The organism is Martinezella tropici (genome assembly GCF_008370325.1).
Classification (GTDB): Bacteria; Pseudomonadota; Alphaproteobacteria; order Rhizobiales; family Rhizobiaceae; genus Rhizobium; species Rhizobium tropici_B.
The window spans coordinates 80,929-98,544 of sequence record NZ_VNIP01000007.1; the positions used below are offsets into that span (position 1 = coordinate 80,929).

Sequence of the window (17,616 nt, forward strand, 5' to 3'; positions counted from 1 at the left end):
CGAACCCCGCGCGAGTGCAAGGTTTTTGCCGCTTTTCTCCGTTCTCGACGAAGGCGTAATGGCTGCAATCGGGCTCTGGCACTCACAGACCGCGCTACCTATATCGCCATGCTCGGAGAAGTTTTGAGTGAAGGGCGCATCAATTGGAATTTGCAAAGTCATTGCTCGCGCACACGCATATCGGTTGGACACGCGTAAAAGCGGGCGAATCGGGGGATCTCGTCTTTCGACGCGAGGATGGTCTCGCCTACGCGAAAATCGCACCGTCAGCCCGGTCGGCGGATCTTGCCGGCGAGCGCGACCGGCTGCTTTGGCTAGAGGGCAAGGGCATTGCCGTGCCTGAAGTCATCGACTGGCGCGAGGCGGAGGAAGGCGCGTGCTTGGTCATGACCACCATTCCTGGCGTGCCAGCAGTTGAGTTGGATGGAGATGCGCTGCTGAAAGCCTGGCCGTCGATGGTGCGGCAACTGAACTCTCTTCACGAGCTGCCCGCGGATCAATGTACCTTTGATCGCAGCCTATCTCTGATGTTCGCAAAGGCGGCGGATGTGGTCACACGCGATGCGGTGAATCAGGATTTTCTGCCGCCCGAGGATTGGGATAGATCAGCCCGCGAACTGCTTGATCGCGTCGAGCGCGATCTGCCCATGCGGCTCGCTCAGGAGGCCATCGACGGGGTTCTCTGCCATGGCGATGCCTGCATGCCGAATTTCATGGTCGACCCACATAGCCTGCAATGCACCGGCTTGATCGATCTCGGCCGGGCCGGGAAGGCGGATCGCTATGTCGATCTTGCGCTGATGATTGCCAATGCCGAGGAGATCTGGGCGACATCAGCTCAGGGCGAACAGGCCTTCTCCATTCTTTTCGAGACCCTGGACATTTCGAAGCCCGATCGCGAGCGGCTCGCCTTCTATCTTCGGCTCGATCCGCTGACTTGGGGCTGATTCGCTGGATTGCGGGTGATTCGTCCCTAAAAATAAAAAATCCGGCCGAATGATCGGCCGGATTCATGTGAAACACTTTTGATTCGCCACCTAGTCCAGTAGGTCAGTCGCTGAACGTATCGAAGAAATCCTTCATGCGGGCGAAGAAGCCCGTCGATTCGGGATTGTTGTCCTTCGAAGAGATCTGCTCGAATTCCTGCAGCAGCTCGCGCTGGCGCTTGGTCAGCTTCTGCGGCGTCTCGATCTGGATCTGGATATAGAGATCGCCGACCTGGCTGGAGCGCAGCACCGGCATGCCTTTGCCCTTCAGGCGGAACTGCTTGCCGACCTGCGTCCCTTCGGGAACGGTGACGCGCGACTTGGTGCCGTCGAGCGTCGCGACATCGAAGGTGCCACCGAGTGCCGCCGTCGTCATCGAGATCGGTACGGCGCAATAGAGATCGGCACCATCCCGCTGGAAGAATTCATGCGGCTTGACGGAGAGGAAGATGTAGAGATCGCCCGCCGGTCCGCCGCGCAGGCCCGCTTCGCCCTCGCCCTGCAGGCGAATGCGCGTACCGTCTTCGATGCCGGAGGGAATATTGACGGAGAGCGAACGCTCCTCCGTTACGCGGCCTTGCCCATGACATTTGGTGCAGGGATCGGGAATGATCTGGCCGCGGCCATGGCAGGTCGGGCAGGTGCGCTCGACCGAGAAGAAGCCCTGGGCCGCGCGGACACGCCCGGAACCTTGACAGGTGCCGCAGGTCTTCGGCTGCGTGCCGGGTTTGGCGCCCGAGCCGGAACAGACATCGCAGGTGATCGAGGTCGGAACCCGGATCTGCGCCGTTTTGCCGATAAAGGCCTCCTCAAGGGAGATTTCCATATTGTAGCGAAGATCGGCGCCACGTTCGCGGCCGCCTGAGGAGCGTCCGCGCGAGCGGCCGCCGCCCATCATCTCGCCGAAAATATCCTCGAAAATATCGGAGAAGCCACCGCCGCCGAAGCCGGCCCCGAAGCCACCGCCGCCCATGCCGCCATGTTCGAAGGCGGCGTGGCCATAGCGGTCATAGGCTGCGCGCTTCTGCGGATCCTTGAGCGTTTCGTAGGCTTCGTTGATTTCCTTGAACTTCCGCTCGGCATTGCTGTCGTCCGGGTTCTTGTCCGGATGAAATTGCATCGCCAGCTTGCGAAAGGCGCTCTTCAGCTCTTTCTCGTCCGCCGTTTTTGAGACGCCCAATGTCTCGTAAAAATCCGCTTTTGCCATATTAAGGATTAGAACCCCGGAAATGGATTTCCGGCTGCCCGAAGGCAGCCGGAGCTAAGTTTCATCGAGAACCTTTCGGTTCGCGCTTATGCAGACCGCTTGCGGTCGTCTTCGTCCTTGATTTCCTCGTAGTCGGCATCGACGACATCGTCCTTGCCGGCTGCGGAGGCATCGGCCGAAGGAGCTTCCGCCTGCTGGGCCTCATAGATTGCCTGGCCGAGCTTCATGGAAACTTCCATGAGCGTCTGGGTCTTGGCCTTGATGTCTTCGGCGTCCGGCTCGGAAGCTTCGGTTGCCGTCTTGAGCGCTGCGATCGCGTCGGAGATCGCGGTGCGATCGGCTTCCGTGACCTTGTCGCCGTAATCCTTCAGCGACTTCTCGCTGGAGTGGATCAGGCTCTCAGCCTGGTTCTTGGCTTCGACGCCCTCGCGGCGCTTCTTGTCTTCGGCAGCGTGGGCCTCGGCATCCTTGACCATCTTTTCGATGTCGGCGTCGGAGAGACCACCGGACGCCTGGATGCGGATCTGCTGTTCCTTGCCGGTGCCCTTGTCCTTGGCCGAAACCTGAACGATGCCGTTGGCGTCGATATCGAAGGTGACTTCGATCTGCGGCACGCCGCGCGGTGCCGGCGGCAGGCCGACGAGGTCGAACTGGCCGAGCAGCTTGTTGTCGGCAGCCATTTCGCGCTCGCCCTGCGAGACGCGGATGGTCACGGCCGACTGGTTGTCATCGGCGGTCGAGAAGGTCTGCGACTTCTTCGTCGGGATCGTCGTGTTGCGTTCGATCAGACGGGTAAAGACGCCGCCCAGCGTTTCGATGCCGAGAGACAGCGGGGTCACGTCGAGGAGCAGAACGTCCTTGACATCGCCCTGCAGAACGCCGGCCTGGATGGCCGCGCCGAGAGCGACGACTTCATCTGGGTTGACGCCCTTGTGCGGCTCCTTGCCGAACAGCTGCTTGACGACTTCCTGTACCTTCGGCATGCGGCTCATGCCGCCGACGAGAACGACTTCATCGATTTCAGCGGCGGTGACGCCGGCATCCTTGAGCGCTGCCTTGCAAGGCGCGATGGTACGCTGAACGAGATCGTCGACCAGGCTTTCCAGCTTGGCGCGGGTCAGCTTCAGCGTCAGGTGCTTCGGGCCGGTGGCGTCTGCCGTGATGAAGGGCAGGTTGATTTCGGTCTGCTGAGCGGACGAAAGTTCGATCTTGGCCTTTTCAGCGGCTTCCTTCAGGCGCTGCAGCGCCAGCTTGTCGCCCTTGAGGTCGATGCCGTTGTCCTTCTTGAACTCGGCAACGAGGTATTCGACGAGACGCATGTCGAAGTCTTCACCACCGAGGAAGGTATCGCCGTTGGTCGACTTCACTTCGAAGACGCCGTCGCCGATTTCCAGGATAGAGATATCGAAGGTGCCGCCGCCAAGGTCGTAAACGGCGATGGTCTTGCCGTCCTTCTTGTCGAGGCCATAGGCGAGCGCTGCGGCCGTCGGCTCGTTGATGATACGCAGGACTTCAAGACCGGCGATCTTGCCGGCATCCTTGGTTGCCTGGCGCTGCGCGTCGTTGAAGTATGCGGGAACGGTAATAACGGCCTTGTCGACCTTTTCGCCGAGATAGGATTCGGCGGTTTCCTTCATCTTCTGAAGGATCATTGCGGAAATCTGTGCGGGCGAATAGCCCTTGCCGTTGGCTTCTACCCAGGCGTCGCCATTGTCGCCCCGGACGATGTTGAAGGGAACAAGGTGCTTGTCCTTCTCGACGGTCGGATCTTCGTAGCGGCGGCCGATCAGGCGCTTGACAGCGAAGAGGGTATTTGTGGGGTTGGTGACAGCCTGGCGCTTGGCCGGCTGGCCGACGAGACGTTCGCCATCGTCGGTGAAGGCAACCATGGAGGGGGTGGTCCGGGCGCCTTCGGCATTTTCGATCACTTTCGCGTCCTTGCCGTCCATGACGGCGACGCAGGAATTTGTCGTTCCAAGGTCGATACCAATTACTTTTGCCATGTCATTCTCTCCTTGAAGCAAGCTGTCGGAACCCCTGTCAGGCATTCCATTGACAGCCCCTTACGGGATGGTCTTGAGGATTGCGCAGCCATGACTGCGGTGATGCCGCGTATATAAGTAGCGGTTTTACTGACTGCAAGGCAGGAAATTGCCTGAAATCCAGCAAAACAAATGGTTTGTCGCGCAAATTCCACCCAGCCCCATGTGCGCCGAGGACACGTGGATTTGACGCGACCGCGTATCAGAGCAGCCTTGCCGCGGCCATGCAAGCGTCTACTGCATAATTCCTGAAATCGGGATCGATTTAGGGATAAAATTATGCAGCAGATCTAAAGTGCTACAGCGACTTCAGAGCCGGACGATTTCAGGTCGAATCGACCGGATCTGCGTCCGGCATCCCTCTCTGGTGCGCCATATATGACACGCCGCGCTGCGGGCGCAAAATTGCGATTTTATCGGCCCAGGATGACGTCGAGCAGCGAGGAGCGATGCGGCCGCGCCGTTGCGACCGGAACGCCGTTGTCGCCGATATCCGCCGGCGGGATATCGCCGCTGTCATAAGGGTAGGAACTGTAGGGATTGGTGTCGTCGGCGAGGTTCGCCGGCGGCAGATCCTGCGGGTCTTCATTGATCGCGGTCTGGTTGACGGTCTGCGGCTGGATCGGCCTCTGCTGCAGTGTTGGTTGCTGCACGACCTGTCCGCCGTCGGCGATGCCCGATATGATATTGCCGATCGTCGTCGGCTGGTCGCCATTCGGTGCCTGCGCCATCGGCAGGCCGTTGTCTATGATCTGGCCGCCACCGAAGATCGGCGTCGGCGTGATGCCCTTATGCGCGGCGACCATGAACTCTTTCCATGCCTTGGCCGGCAGCCCGCCACCGGTGACCTTGCGCATCGACTTGCCGTCGTCATTGCCGAACCAGACGCCTGTCGTCAGATGGCTGGTGAAGCCGACGAACAGCGCGTCGCGGAATGATTGCGTCGTTCCCGACTTGCCGGCCGCCTGCCAGCCGGGAATGCGGGCCGCCTTGCCGGTGCCGTAGGCGATGACGCCGGCCATCATGGCGTTCATGTTGGCAACGATATCCGGGTTCAGCACCCGCTGCGGATTGTCGGTATTGGCCTGGTAGAGCACCTTGCCGGAAGCGGTCGTCACCTTGGTGATGACATGCGGCGCTGCCTTGAAGCCGCCATTCATGAAGGTGGCATAGGCGGAAGTCAGTTCCAGCAGCGACACTTCGGACGTGCCAAGCGCAATCGAGGCATTGGCCTGCAAGTCTGATTCGATGCCGAGCCTGCGGGCGACCTTGATGACCTGATCCGGCCCGACCTCGGCGACGAGCTGGGCCGCTACCGTGTTCAGCGATTGGGCCACTGCGGTGGCAAGCGTCACGGGACCACTATAGCGCTGTTCGTAGTTCTCGGGCGCCCAGTTGCCGATTTTCACCGGCATGTCGTTGCGGATCGAATTGGGCGTCAGCCCTGCTTCCAGTGCGGCGGTATAGACGAACGGCTTGAAGGCCGAACCCGGCTGGCGCTTGGCGGTGACGGCGCGGTTGAATTGGCTCTGCGCATAGTCGCGGCCGCCGACGAGCGCGCGGATGGCGCCCGTCGCGTCGACGGAGACGAGCGAGGCCTGCGAGGCGCTCAGCTTCTTGCCGTCCTTGGCAAGCACATCTTCCAGCGCCTTCTCGGCCTTCTCCTCCAGCGACATGTCAAGAGTGGTGTCGACGATCAGGTCTTCCTTGATGTCGCTGCCGATCAGCTTCGGAAGCTGATCCATGACCATATCGGCGACATAGTTCTCGGCACCCGTCCAATAGCTTTTCGAACGGGTCGGCGGCTGCGACATGGCGGTCTTGATGTCGGCCTCGGAAATGAAGCCCTGATCATGCATCGCCTGCAGCACCAGCTGCGCGCGGGCCTCGGCGGCGGCGGGATCGCGGGCGGGCGACAGCCGCGAGGGTGCCTTGACCAGGCCGGCGAGCATCGCCGCTTCGCCGAGGTTCACGTCCTTTGCCGACTTGTTGAAGTAGCGTCGCGAGGCCGCCTCGACTCCATAGGCGTTGGAGCCGAAATAGACGCGGTTCAGGTACATCGTCAGGATCTGGTCCTTGGTGTACTTGTGTTCCAGCCACAGCGCCAGCAACACTTCCTGCACCTTGCGCTCCAGCGTGCGGTCCGGCGACAGGAACAGGTTCTTGGCGAGCTGCTGCGTCAGCGTCGAGCCGCCCTGGACGGCGTGCCCGGTGAGCACGTTCGTCACGACCGCACGGCCAAGGCCGATCGGGTCGAAGCCGAAGTGGGAATAGAAGCGGCGGTCCTCGATGGCGACGATCGCCTCCGGTATGTAGGGCGACATGTCGCCGAGCGCCACGGCTTCGCCGCCCGTCGTACCGCGATTGGCGAGCAGGGTGCCGTCGAGATCGTTGATCTTTACGTTTGGCGGCCGCTCGGGGATCGACCAGGTGCTGGCGCTTGGCATGCGCGAGCCGTAATAGGCGACAAGGCCTGCAAGGCCGATGCCGGCCCACAGGCAAAGTACCAGACCCCAATAGATTGTGGACCGGATGAAGCCGAAAAAGCCGCGTCGCGGACGCGCGCGCCGCGCCGGTTTGCGCCGGCTGCGGGCGCGGCGAGGTCTTTGGACCACAGGTTCGTCCTCGTCTTCATCCTCGTCGGGTTCCGGCTCCTGGTAATATGTCTTGGCCGAGCGCCTGCTGCCGACGACGCGCTCGCCGGCATTGAATCCGTCATCGATGCGTTCCCGGCCGCTGGAAAAGGATGGTTCTATCCTCTGGCGTGATTTCTTCTTATCTGCCATTGCCGGCCGGTTGTACCTCGGTGCCCAGTATTCCTCAGTGTTCCTATGTCTTCCATCAGGCTGGTCGCAGCGGCGGTAGAAATTCTTGTGCTCGTTCGGCCGCCTTGGGCAGGCCGCATCGCCAGAGAGCCGATATCGGCTGTCGAGGCTGCTGCCCGCTGTTTGTTCACGAACCCTCGTGAAGACATCAAGTCCGCCTGAACTGTAAATGCGGCGATTTAAGGAGGGATTAAGAACAATTCCGGCTCGGGCCGCCGCATCGCTCCGGCCCCCTGCCGGCGGGCCGCAGAGGGAACTTTTCGCCCCTTCGGACATTAACAAATGACAAGAACAAAGAGGGCGAGCACATGAGTTCATTGATCAAGATGGAGGAAGTCGACAGGAGCAGGTTGCGGGAGGTCTGGAGTGTCCAGGATTTCGCCCGCCGCCACCGGCTTTGCAAGGAGGAGGAAGCCCGGCTGAAGAAGCTGTTTGGCGACTTTGCTACGAAGCAGGAGCTGCTCTCCAATGCGCAGAGGCCGCCGCAATTTCGCTGAAAGGAAATTGGCAGGCCCAGCGCGATAAAATGGCGCGATAGAAATGGCGCGATAGACATCGTGGGCCGCTACGACCGCAGGGTTGGCAGTGGAGGAGGCTGTGTCAATGTGGAAACGTTTCGAACTATGGTTGGTCGATCAGATCGACCGGATATTCGGCATGGAACGGCTCGCCCGCCGGGCGGGGTTTTCCCCGGACGAGGCAAGACGCATCGCCCGTGAGAAATAAATCGTATGCGATGCATCCCACCTTTCCCAAAAAAGGCTTGTGAGAAATTCATCGCATTCGGGCCGTCCGGGCATGTCATCCGAGCCGTATTTGTCCAATCAGATAAGCCCGATATGTCGCGGAAAGCTCGAAATCTTTCATATTTTCGAAAATTCTGATCGGGGTTATAGTGTTGTCATGTGGCCGTCGTGGAAGACGGTTCCAAGCAATCGGTAGCGCGTGAGGAGGAGTATTCATGCGGCACGTCAAATGGAGCGATCCCATTGAAGTCGGTTTTGCTCATGGCAGTTTTCAGGTAGTGACCGGTCCTTCCGATGCATTGAATTGCATGGCCAACCTGTGGCCCGATCGGCGCGGTCCTTTGTATGTTGCAGCAAGAAGCATTTGCCGGGCAGCCATCGACGGTCGCAAGTCTGCCGAAGAGGCGCGGGAAATGTTCATCTCGGCGACGCGTGAAGCGCACCTCAAGATGCACTGAAACCGGTCGGCATTTTCAAGCCGTTTGCTCGTTCGAGCCTTGCGAGCCGCTAGGGCCTTTCCGCTTTTCTCCGAATCGCGAAAACGCTCTATCCTTTTGTTGTTACGCAATTCCGGATGGAAAACCGCTACGCACTTTTCCTGGAATTGCTCTAGTGGCGCGCCAAAAGATTCCGTTCAGGATGTTTCCGTTTGAATGCCGCTTGCTCGAGCATCTATTCGGATGCGGGCGGTGCGTCGGCAAGTGCCGCCCTCGATGGATAGCGCATCAAAAAAGCCAGCGATCTCCAAGATCGCTGGCTTTGATTTTGCGGAATCCTCAAGGCGCCGTTAGAGCGGTTCAGCTTTTCAGGGAATCTCCGAACCGCTCCATCTCTTTGTTTTCTCGCAATTCCGGCCGGAAACCGCTCCGCACCTTTCTTGGAACTGCCTAGCGGTTTGAACCCCTTACGGACATCCGGCAATTCGGTTCCGAAGCCGGGCAGTCCTTATGATCCGGGCTATAGGGACCTGGCGCACGCGTATCCTGTCGTGGATTGTTCTGCGGCTGCGGCTGCGGCTGCGGCTGCGGCTGAGCCTGAGGTTGTGGCTGAGCTTGCGGCGGCTGCCGTTGGGGTTCCGGGCGGGGACGGTTGTCGTCGCGCCGGCGATCGGGCTGGTTATCCCAGTCCTGGTTGTTGTCCGGCCGCTGCCGGCTCCAGTTGCGGCCCCCGTTCCGATTGTCGTCGCGCTGCCGATCCCAGTCGCGATCGGGGCGACGGTCCCAGTTGCCGTCCGAGTCATCATTCCAGTCGCGATTGCGGTCGGGACGGCGGTCCCAATTGCGGTCCGGCCCGTTATCCCAGTCCGATCCGCGATCCCAGCCGCGGTCGGGCCGACGATCGACCCAGCCGGGGCCACGCCGCCAGCGGTCACGGTCACGATAGAAGTCGCGGCCGCGATAATAGCGACCCCAGTAATCATCGAAATTGAAAACCACCGTCGGAATGCCGAGCGGCCGATAATATTGCGGGCCGACATAGATGCGGCGTGATTGATAGGTGGCCTGGATGTAGCGGCCGGCGACCCATCCGCGACCGCCATAGAACGAGACATCGCACCAGGGCGTCTCGTTGAGGCAGCCGTTGATCTGCAGCGGCGCTCCGACCGGGATCATCGTCACCGCCGGATAGGCAGTGCTCGGACCTGATCGCATGTTGACGTTTGCGGTGGCAAAGCCCTCCGCAGCTTCCGCAATGGCCGGCAGCGCAACGAATGCGGCCAGCAAGCTTGCGGCAAGAACCTTGAACCTCATGAATACTCTCCCTTTGCGCACCGTTGTCGCGGAACCGCCAACGAATGTCTTCCGCATCTCATGCGCCTACCCCAGCGCCATTCGGTAAGACTTTCCAATTCCGGCAAGATGAAGGCCATCGCATGCACGGAATCTGATAGGATTTCGTGGCCAGCCTTCAATCTTTGCATGTATTCTAGAAGTATTCGTATGAATGCAGCTTGAACGATGGTTTACGGCTGCTTGAAAATCTGCCGGATTCGTTGACATGGCCTGGTTGCGGCTCAGGATCGCGGGTCACTGGCTGCAGTCATTGGAGAGATCGATCGGAGAAATTGAAAGGTGGCCTTGAAATTGCCGCCTTGCCTGACGATATACGGTTCAGTCATGCAGCCGATGGCGGCTGGCGCGCTTCAAAGCGAGCCGTTTCCGTTCATCGTGGTCTCGAAAGTGAAGTTGACCTTTGGTTAACCTTTCATGATCAATCTGGCTGCAGTTCCGCATTGCCTTTGACCACGGATGTACTGGCACTGATGTGATAGCGGATGGCGAAAGGCCGGGTTATTCCGGCCTTTTTGTTTTAGCGATGGCGTGCTCTTGCGGAAGCGGGGCGCGCCATTTTCAGTTTCAGCACTGAAACTTTATCATCTGTGCGGTATCAAAAGAAAAACCGCCGCAGGGAATGCGGCGGTTTTTCGGTTTAAGCTTTTCCGGTTCAAGCAAAGTGCCCGGCGGACCGGGCGACCTTGTCAGTTCGCCTTCTTGGCAGCGACCTTGACGACCTTGGCCGGAGCTGCGGCCAAGGTTGCCTTGCCTGCAGGCACATAGCCGGCGCCGATGGCGACATTCAGAGAGATATAGTCGACGGCGCTCTGCTGCACAGCCTGGGCAAGGCTCTGCTGAGCGCTGGTCACGTTGCGCTGCGCGTCCAGAACGTCGAGCAGCGAAGACGCACCATCCTTATAGCTGGCGGTCGAGAGCTGCAGCGCTTCCTGGTAGGACTTGACCTGAGCGTGCAGAGCCGCAACCGTTTGTGCATCGCGGGTGACAGCCGACAGGGCGTTTTCAACGTCCTGGATCGCGGTCCTCACCGTCTGCTGCCAGACGATGTATTGTTCGCGGCTGGAAGATTCCGCGCTTTTGACGCCGGCGCGCAGTGTGCCGCCGTCGAAGATCGGCAGGTTCAGCGCCGGGCCAAACGACCAGCTGGTGAGGCTGCCGCTCGTGGACGAGCTATGGATGTAGGACGGCGAGATCGCACCGCTGAGCGTGATCGACGGGAAGAGCTTGGCTTCCGCAACGCCGATCTGGGCGGTCGCAGCGGCAAGATTACGCTCTGCAGCGCGAATGTCCGGACGGTTGCGGATGAGATCGGCCGGCACGCCGGTGCGGACGCTGCCGCGGAATACCGGCTGGCTGCCGCCGCCCTGCATCTGTGCGATGATCGTGGACGAAGGCACGTTGAGCAGCGTTGCGATGTGGTGCACCGCCTGACGATAGCTAATCTCGAAGCCAGGAATCGTCGAAAGTGTCGAGTTGACGAGGCCTTCGGCCTGGACGACATCGAGGCGCGAGGCAGCACCGGCTTCGAGCTGGAATTTGGTCAGCGAAAGCGTGTCGCGCCGTGACTTCAGGTTTTCCCGGGCGATCGCCACGAGCGCCTGATAATAGCGAGCGTTGACATAGCTGTTGGCCAGATCCTGCAGATAGGTCAGGCGTGCAGTATCGACGTTGGAGTAGGCGGCATCGAGCGAGGCGTTGGCGCTTTCCGTTGCGCGGCGATACTGACCCCAAAGATCGAGCAGCCATGAAACCGAGGCGGTGCCGCCGGTGCTGTTTCGCGTTTCGGTCTGCGTGCGCAGCGAACCCTTCTGGCCGCTGGTCGTATGGTCGCCGGCAACCGTCAGGCTCGGCAGACCGCCGGCGCCTGCGGTCACGACCGCCGCTTCAGCCTGGTTGATGCGTTCCAGCGACTGCTGGATGTTGAGGTTTTGGCCAAGTCCCTGTGCGGCGAAGGCATTCAGCTTGGAGTCGCCGAAAGCAGTCCACCATTGCGAACCGGCGATATCGCCGTTGACCTTCGTACCGCCCTCCGAGAACTTGGCCGGGAGAGGCATTTCTGGTGGCTTATGGTCTGGGCCGCTGACGCAGCCTGCCAAAACAAGCAGCAGGGCGGGGGCGGCAGTACGAATGGAAACCATCACATTGTCCCACAATTCAATTTACTGATTCAGTGTCTTTTGACGGAGTCGACATGACTCCATGTTCCGGCGCTCCAGTCTTACTCAATACAAACAATGACCCGAAGCGGTCGGCGTCAATCTAGCAACGAGTTTAGCAATAGCACAGTGGCTTTTACGAATTCTCGGCAGCGAACATATGTAGGATCGGGCGAAATATCAGCTTATCGGTAAAAAAAATCTGAAGTGTTGCAAAAAACATACCCTCGCATCCGCAATCAAGGGATGTGAATGGCGCAAAACTCCGTCGCCGCCGCAACTTCCGGGAAGTTTCGGCGTGTCGATTCAGCGAAACGACCGTTCAGACGGTCTCCTACGGGAAATAACGGCCGAGGCTTGCGCGAACCCGGTCACGCGGTGTTGCTTCGCGATCGTCAGGCACGAAAGGCGTGCCTGTTATCGCTTCGAAGGCGCGGATGTAGACCTTGGACGTCTGTTCGACGAGTTCGCTCGGAATCTCCGGAATCTCATCCTTGTAGGGGTCGCAGCGCTCGGTCACCCAGGCGCGCACGAAGTCCTTGTCGAAACTTTCCGGGCGCATGCCCTTTTCGAAGTGCTCCTGATAGCTGTCGGCCAGCCAATAGCGGCTGCTGTCGGGCGTATGGATTTCATCGGCGAGAATGATGGTTCCGTTTTCGTCGGTCCCGAACTCATATTTGGTATCGACGAGGATCAGTCCGCGCTTGCGGGCAATCTCCTGCCCGCGTGCGAACAGAGCAAGGGCATAGTCCGATAGCGTCCGCCATTGCTCCTGCGTCAGAAGCCCGTGCTCGACGATCTCGGTCGGCGTCAGGGGCTCGTCGTGACCGCCGTCGAATTCCTTGCTCGTCGGCGTAATGATCGGCTCCGGCAGGATCTGGTTGTCGCGCATGCCGTCGGGCAGCGTAATCCCGTACATTTCCCGCTGGCCCTTCTTGTAGAGCGTTAGGATCGAGGTACCGGTCGTGCCGGCGAGATAGCCGCGGATGACGACTTCGACGGGGAGAATGTTCAGCCGCTTGCCGACGACGACGTTCGGGTCCGGATAGTCGATCACGTGGTTTGGGCAGATATCGCGCGTCTGTTCGAACCAGTAGCGCGCGGTTTGCGTCAGGACCTGGCCCTTATAGGGAATGCAGGTGAGGATGCGGTCGAAGGCGCTGAGCCGATCGGTGCTGATGATGATGCGGCTGCCATCGGGCAGATCGTAATTCTCGCGCACCTTGCCGCGATAGTAGTTGGGCAATTCCGGAAAATGGGCTTCGGAGAGAATTCGCAACGTGTCCACCAACAGGCTCGTGCATCCGCCCGACGGATGCTTCTTGAGCGGACCCTTAGCGCATTGCGGCCGGAATCGGAACGGTCTTCCCATATATAATACGCAATCCGTCTCCAGTCGCGTGGTTGCGGCGGCGAAAAGCGGTCAGTTCGGCCGGCGCCAGCAGCCGTTCTCACTTCGCTCGAGGATCGGCGTCGAAAAGACGCCGACGATCCGCTCGCTCCATTGCTTGCCGCCCATATCGACACGATCGCGCCAGCGTTCGGATTGCAGCATGGCCGCGCCGATCACGACAGGCTCGATGCCGCAGGACGCCAGGAGAGAAAGCCCGGAAACGATCGAGGCACCGCTGGAAATGACATCGTCGACAAGCCCCACGCGCTTTCCTTCCAGCAGCGGCAGCATCCGCGGGTCTATATAGAGACGCTTTTCCTGGTTTGGCGTAGTGATCGAGGAAAGCGGGACCGACAACTCCTCGCGATACCAGAACTTGCGCGATGTTCCGAGCGGCACATAGCGCGCATGACCGAGCGCGCGCGCCACCGCTGCTGCCAGCGTCAGGCCAAGCGTCGGCAATCCGGCGACCACATCGACATCAAGGGCCGCGATCCGCGCTGCCAGCGCTGCTCCCAGCGCCTCCAGCACGGTGAAGCTCGCCTGATTGACAATGAGCGATGCCAGCGCGTGTTCGCCATCGGCGAGTACGCGGATCGGCAGGCGCAATTGACGTCCGTCCGGCAGTTCGGCCACATGAAAATCCGCTCGCTTCTCCATTGGGTCGAAGCTGCCTGGCGCATGCAGCTCCTGCCAGAAGTCGTGGGGTTGCATTGCACTCCGCCTTCTATCTGTTGACCTTCATTCCGGCGCGCCGGTGCAGTCCAAGGATTTCGGCCTCGGTCAAGGCCCGCACGCCGCCCTTCGGCAGATTGCCGAGCGTGATATCGCCAAAGGCGACACGCACCAGCCGCAGGCATTCGATGCCGAGTGCCTCCAGCATGCGCCGGATCTGGCGGTTGCGGCCCTCCTTGAGCTCCACCTCGATCCAGCCGTTGCGGTCGCCTGCGCGCAGCAGGCGGGCGGAGATCGCGGTCAAAAGCTCGCCGTCGTCGACGATGCCGCGCTCCATGCGCGCAAGCTGTTCCTGATCCATGATGCGGTCGACCTGCACGTGATAGGTTTTGCCGACATGGCTGACCGGATCGAGAAGTGTCTGGGCGAGCACCGTATCATTGGTAAAGAGCAGCAACCCTTCGCTCGCCTTGTCCAGCCGTCCGACCGGTGCGAGGTGCCGGGCATCGATCTCCTTGAGGCAATCATAGACCGTCGGCCGCCCTTCGGGGTCATCGCGGGTGGTCACCAGCCCGCGCGGCTTGTTCAGCATGAAATAGAGCTTCTTTTCCGCTGATATCTCTCGACCATCGACCGCGAATTTCGAATGCTCCAGATCGACCCAGGTGGCGGGATCCGAGATCTTCCGGCCATCCACGCTCACGCGGCCGGCGGCAATCAGCGCCTCCGCCTGGGTGCGGGAGCAATAACCGAGCTTGGAAAGCGCCCGCGGCAAGGTCACGCGCTTGCCTTCGGGCTCCTGGGCGCGCTTCGCCGCCTTGCCGGATCTTTGCGGTGATTGCCGCTGGCTCACCCGTTCTGCCTCGCGATCGTCATTGCTGCGGCCGGGCGTTGCGCCCGGTAAGGACATCCTTTCGCATGGCGGCGGCGGGGACGCAAATCGCATTATCAGGGAGCAGGTAAGGCTGAAAGGCAGACAGGGCTCGCACTTCGTGGATGCGAGCCCTGTCGCGGGCCGGAGCGGGCGATGGGGTCGGGTAGGCGGCAAGGCTGCCGCCTTTCGCTCCGGAGGGATCGCGCTTGCCCGGAAACCTGCACTGCTTCTTTTGCTGGGATTTTTCAAAAGGCGGGAAATTTGTTACAGTTTGTAACGCCGGCCGTTTCCCTGTTGCCAAAACGACCTCTCGCCCCGCATGGAAGGGCCATGGTTTCCGCATCGCTTCTTCTGGTCGAGGACGACCGCGAGATTAGGGCGCTCCTGGAGGAGTTCCTGAGCCGTGAGGGTTTTTCCGTGCAGACGGCCGACAGCGCCGCCGCCATGGACCGCATTCTGTCCAAGGGTTTTCCCGATCTGATCATCCTCGACCTGATGCTGCCCGGAGAGGACGGTTTGTCGGCATGCCGCCGCATTCGTGCCCGCAGCAAGGTGCCGATCCTCATATTGACGGCGAAGACGGAAGATATCGATCGCATCCTTGGCCTCGAAATGGGCGCCGATGATTATCTCGGCAAGCCCTTCAATCCGCGCGAGCTTCTGGCGCGCATCCGCGCCATCCTTCGGCGATCCGGGCCGGAACGTCCGGAAGATGCCAGCATCCCGTCACGCCGTAAGTGTTTCGCCGGCTTGACCGTCGATCTCGACGGCCGTGTCATCGAGATGCAAGGCGAACGCGTCGTGCATCTGACGACAGCGGAGTTCGATCTGCTCGTCTGCTTTCTCGAACGGCCACGGCGTGTCCTGTCGCGCGAGCAATTGCTCGACTGGACACGCGGCCGCGGCGCCGATCCCTTCGATCGCACCATCGACGTCACGATCTCCCGCCTGCGCACCAAGCTCGGTCATTGCCTACCCGAGGGCGCCCATATCATCACCACCGTGCGCAATGCCGGCTATCTCCTCACCACGGACGTCAAGGATGTCTGAGCCATGCTGAAACTCGGTCTCGTCGCCCGCATCATCATGATCGTCGCTGTGGCATTGTTCGTCATACAGCTCGCGGCTTTCGCCGCCGCCCAGCTGAAGCCGGATACGTCGCTCAATCCGGAGCTGTCGCCTGCCATGCAGGTCAAGACAGCGGTCCGTCTTCTCGATGCCGTTCCGCCCGAGGCGCAGCCGATCGCCGTGCGGGCGCTGAATTCCAATGGTCTGGCGATCCGGCTCGCCGATGCGCCGGCAGCCGGTGAGAAGAACGCGACTTCGGATCTGACGCTCACCGGCAAGTTGGCGCGCGAATTCGCCAATATCGCCTTCGGCAACCGTTACTTCAACATGCGCTCGCTGGCGGAAAGACCGCAGGGCTGGTTCTCGGTCGGTGCGCCGGACCGGATCATAGAAGTGTCGATCGGCGTTGCTAGCGGCAAGATTGCGGTCTTCAATCTTCCCGAGACGCCGACCGTGCGATTGCACGGAATTCCCATCGGCCTTATCTCGGGCATCCTCGGCATGCTGGTCGCGGTCATCGCCATTGTCGCGGTGGCGCGCGAAACCCGGCCCTTGACGCGGTTGTCCCGTACCGTCAACTCGATCGGCAATGGATTGCAGCCGGTTCATATTCCGGAAAGGGGAGCCTGCGAGCTGCGCATGCTGATCAAGGCGATCAACGCCATGCAACTGCGCATCGCCGCCCTGGTCAATAATCGTACCCTCATCCTCGGAGCGATCTCGCATGATCTGAGGACCTATCTCACCCGCTTCCGCCTGCGCATGGAAATGATGCCCGACACGCCGCATCGTGATCGGGCGATTGCCGATGTCGAAGCCATGCAGCGGCTGGTGGAGGATGCCCTGGGCTTTGCCCGCAGCACCGTCGTTTCGGACGGCAAGACCATCGTCGATCTCGATGCAGCCATTTGCGGCCACCTGGCGGAGCGGCAGGACGGGCAGGACCTTGTCGTCTTCGCGCCGATCGGGCAGCCGATCGCGGTGACCATGACCGAGACCGCCCTGGTGCGCGTGCTGGACAATCTCATGGACAATGCGCTGCGCTACGGTTGCCGAGCCGATATCGCCGTCGAACGCCGCGGAGAGCAGACCGCCATCATTGTAGGGGATCGTGGGCCGGGCATTCCGGCAGACCGGCGCAAGGAAGTGCTCGAACCCTTTGTGCGGCTGGAAGAATCGCGCAACCGCGATCTCGGTGGCAGCGGTCTGGGCCTTGCGATCGTTCGCCAGATTGTCGATGCGCATGGCGGTGCGCTCTGTCTCGAGGATCGGGAAGGAGGCGGGCTGAATGCCGTTGTTCTATTGCCGGTGGCGGTGATGGAAAGGAAAGCGGCCTGAATAGGCGCGATTATTTGACAATCGTGCGGATGCACGATCGACGTGCCGTGCGAACGGTGCCTGCTCAGTGGCAGGTCAAGAATTTCCTGAGCTCTTCCTGGCTCAACACGATACCGGCCGCTGCCTTCAGCGGATCTGGATGCGTATAGGTAAAGCTCGGCAGGTCGGGCAGATCCAACGCTTGGCGCATGCTCATGATGCCGAGTGCGCGTCGGCCATTGGCGCTGTCGAAACTGACTTCGATAATGCTTTCCGGTCTTGTTGTGTGCATTGTTTCCTCCCTTCTCTAATATATAGCAGAAAGCTCATGTAAAATCTCGGTTTTTCTAAGGCTTGCGCGCCAGTTGCGTATCGGCGGTTCGTATCGCTGTCCGAAGGTTCCAATGAGCATGATGGTTGGGTTTGAAAGGGGCTCAATCGTCAGAAGCTGGCGATAAGGCGCCAGGCATGGAAATTTTGACCGTCTGGACAAACTTTTTCGAGGCCCCTGAGGAAAACTTTCCTTTGTTTCTC

Annotated in this window: 15 protein-coding genes; 6 read left to right on the top strand and 9 right to left on the bottom strand. The window is 60.5% G+C overall.

Features of this window, described 5'->3' with window-relative positions; translation table 11 throughout:
- Positions 1-143: 143 nt before the first annotated feature.
- Positions 144-947 (top strand): APH(3'') family aminoglycoside O-phosphotransferase, encoded by an 804-nt coding sequence (locus FP026_RS13050; protein WP_149635058.1) that lies wholly within the window; start codon positions 144-146, stop codon positions 945-947.
- Positions 948-1,050: 103 nt separating this feature from the next.
- On the opposite strand, the gene dnaJ is transcribed toward FP026_RS13050, so the two are convergent.
- The 3 genes from dnaJ to FP026_RS13065 all read right to left on the bottom strand — a co-directional run bounded on the left by dnaJ (position 1,051) and on the right by FP026_RS13065 (position 7,021).
- A complete protein-coding gene (gene dnaJ / locus FP026_RS13055) occupies positions 1,051-2,193 on the bottom strand; it encodes a molecular chaperone DnaJ (protein WP_149635059.1) in 1,143 nt (380 codons plus the stop codon).
- An 86-nt stretch (positions 2,194-2,279) separates the two neighbouring features.
- Complete coding sequence (gene dnaK / locus FP026_RS13060; protein WP_149635060.1) at positions 2,280-4,196, bottom strand: molecular chaperone DnaK; 1,917 nt, start codon at positions 4,194-4,196, stop codon at positions 2,280-2,282.
- Between the two features lie 452 nt (positions 4,197-4,648).
- Entirely contained in the window at positions 4,649-7,021 is a 2,373-nt protein-coding gene (locus tag FP026_RS13065) for a transglycosylase domain-containing protein (RefSeq protein WP_149635061.1), read from the bottom strand.
- A gap of 347 nt (positions 7,022-7,368) precedes the next feature.
- On the opposite strand from FP026_RS13065, the gene FP026_RS13070 reads away from it, so the two are divergent.
- The 3 genes from FP026_RS13070 to FP026_RS13075 all read left to right on the top strand — a co-directional run bounded on the left by FP026_RS13070 (position 7,369) and on the right by FP026_RS13075 (position 8,264).
- On the top strand, positions 7,369-7,557 hold the full coding sequence (locus tag FP026_RS13070) for a hypothetical protein (protein WP_149635062.1): 189 nt from the start codon (positions 7,369-7,371) through the stop codon (positions 7,555-7,557).
- A gap of 106 nt (positions 7,558-7,663) precedes the next feature.
- The gene (locus FP026_RS30745; RefSeq protein WP_281408586.1) at positions 7,664-7,786 is read left to right on the top strand and encodes a hypothetical protein; all 123 of its coding nucleotides are present in this window, start codon (positions 7,664-7,666) and stop codon (positions 7,784-7,786) included.
- A 235-nt stretch (positions 7,787-8,021) separates the two neighbouring features.
- Positions 8,022-8,264 (top strand): DUF982 domain-containing protein, encoded by a 243-nt coding sequence (locus FP026_RS13075; protein ID WP_149635063.1) that lies wholly within the window; start codon positions 8,022-8,024, stop codon positions 8,262-8,264.
- A gap of 429 nt (positions 8,265-8,693) precedes the next feature.
- Here the strand turns inward: FP026_RS13075 and FP026_RS13085 are convergent, their stop codons facing one another.
- The 5 genes from FP026_RS13085 to FP026_RS13105 all read right to left on the bottom strand — a co-directional run bounded on the left by FP026_RS13085 (position 8,694) and on the right by FP026_RS13105 (position 14,676).
- On the bottom strand, positions 8,694-9,557 hold the full coding sequence (locus tag FP026_RS13085; RefSeq protein ID WP_149635065.1) for an SH3 domain-containing protein: 864 nt from the start codon (positions 9,555-9,557) through the stop codon (positions 8,694-8,696).
- 728 nt (positions 9,558-10,285) lie between these two features.
- Positions 10,286-11,737: an efflux transporter outer membrane subunit gene (locus FP026_RS13090; protein WP_149635066.1), complete on the bottom strand. Its 1,452-nt coding sequence runs from the start codon at positions 11,735-11,737 to the stop codon at positions 10,286-10,288.
- 352 nt (positions 11,738-12,089) lie between these two features.
- Positions 12,090-13,034 (bottom strand): phosphoribosylaminoimidazolesuccinocarboxamide synthase, encoded by a 945-nt coding sequence (locus tag FP026_RS13095; protein ID WP_149635073.1) that lies wholly within the window; start codon positions 13,032-13,034, stop codon positions 12,090-12,092.
- 144 nt (positions 13,035-13,178) lie between these two features.
- On the bottom strand, positions 13,179-13,862 hold the full coding sequence (locus FP026_RS13100; protein WP_149635067.1) for a phosphoribosyltransferase: 684 nt from the start codon (positions 13,860-13,862) through the stop codon (positions 13,179-13,181).
- A gap of 13 nt (positions 13,863-13,875) precedes the next feature.
- Positions 13,876-14,676, bottom strand: coding sequence for a pseudouridine synthase (locus FP026_RS13105; RefSeq protein ID WP_149635074.1), 801 nt, complete (start codon positions 14,674-14,676; stop codon positions 13,876-13,878).
- Between the two features lie 351 nt (positions 14,677-15,027).
- On the opposite strand from FP026_RS13105, the gene FP026_RS13110 reads away from it, so the two are divergent.
- Both FP026_RS13110 and FP026_RS13115 read left to right on the top strand, forming a co-directional pair.
- Positions 15,028-15,747, top strand: a complete 720-nt coding sequence (locus FP026_RS13110; RefSeq protein ID WP_149635068.1) for a response regulator — start codon at positions 15,028-15,030, stop codon at positions 15,745-15,747.
- Positions 15,748-15,750: 3 nt separating this feature from the next.
- Positions 15,751-17,103: an ATP-binding protein gene (locus FP026_RS13115; RefSeq protein ID WP_149635069.1), complete on the top strand. Its 1,353-nt coding sequence runs from the start codon at positions 15,751-15,753 to the stop codon at positions 17,101-17,103.
- Positions 17,104-17,167: 64 nt separating this feature from the next.
- On the opposite strand, the gene FP026_RS13120 is transcribed toward FP026_RS13115, so the two are convergent.
- Positions 17,168-17,374, bottom strand: a complete 207-nt coding sequence (locus FP026_RS13120) for a hypothetical protein (RefSeq protein ID WP_112340115.1) — start codon at positions 17,372-17,374, stop codon at positions 17,168-17,170.
- Positions 17,375-17,616 lie beyond the last annotated feature (242 nt).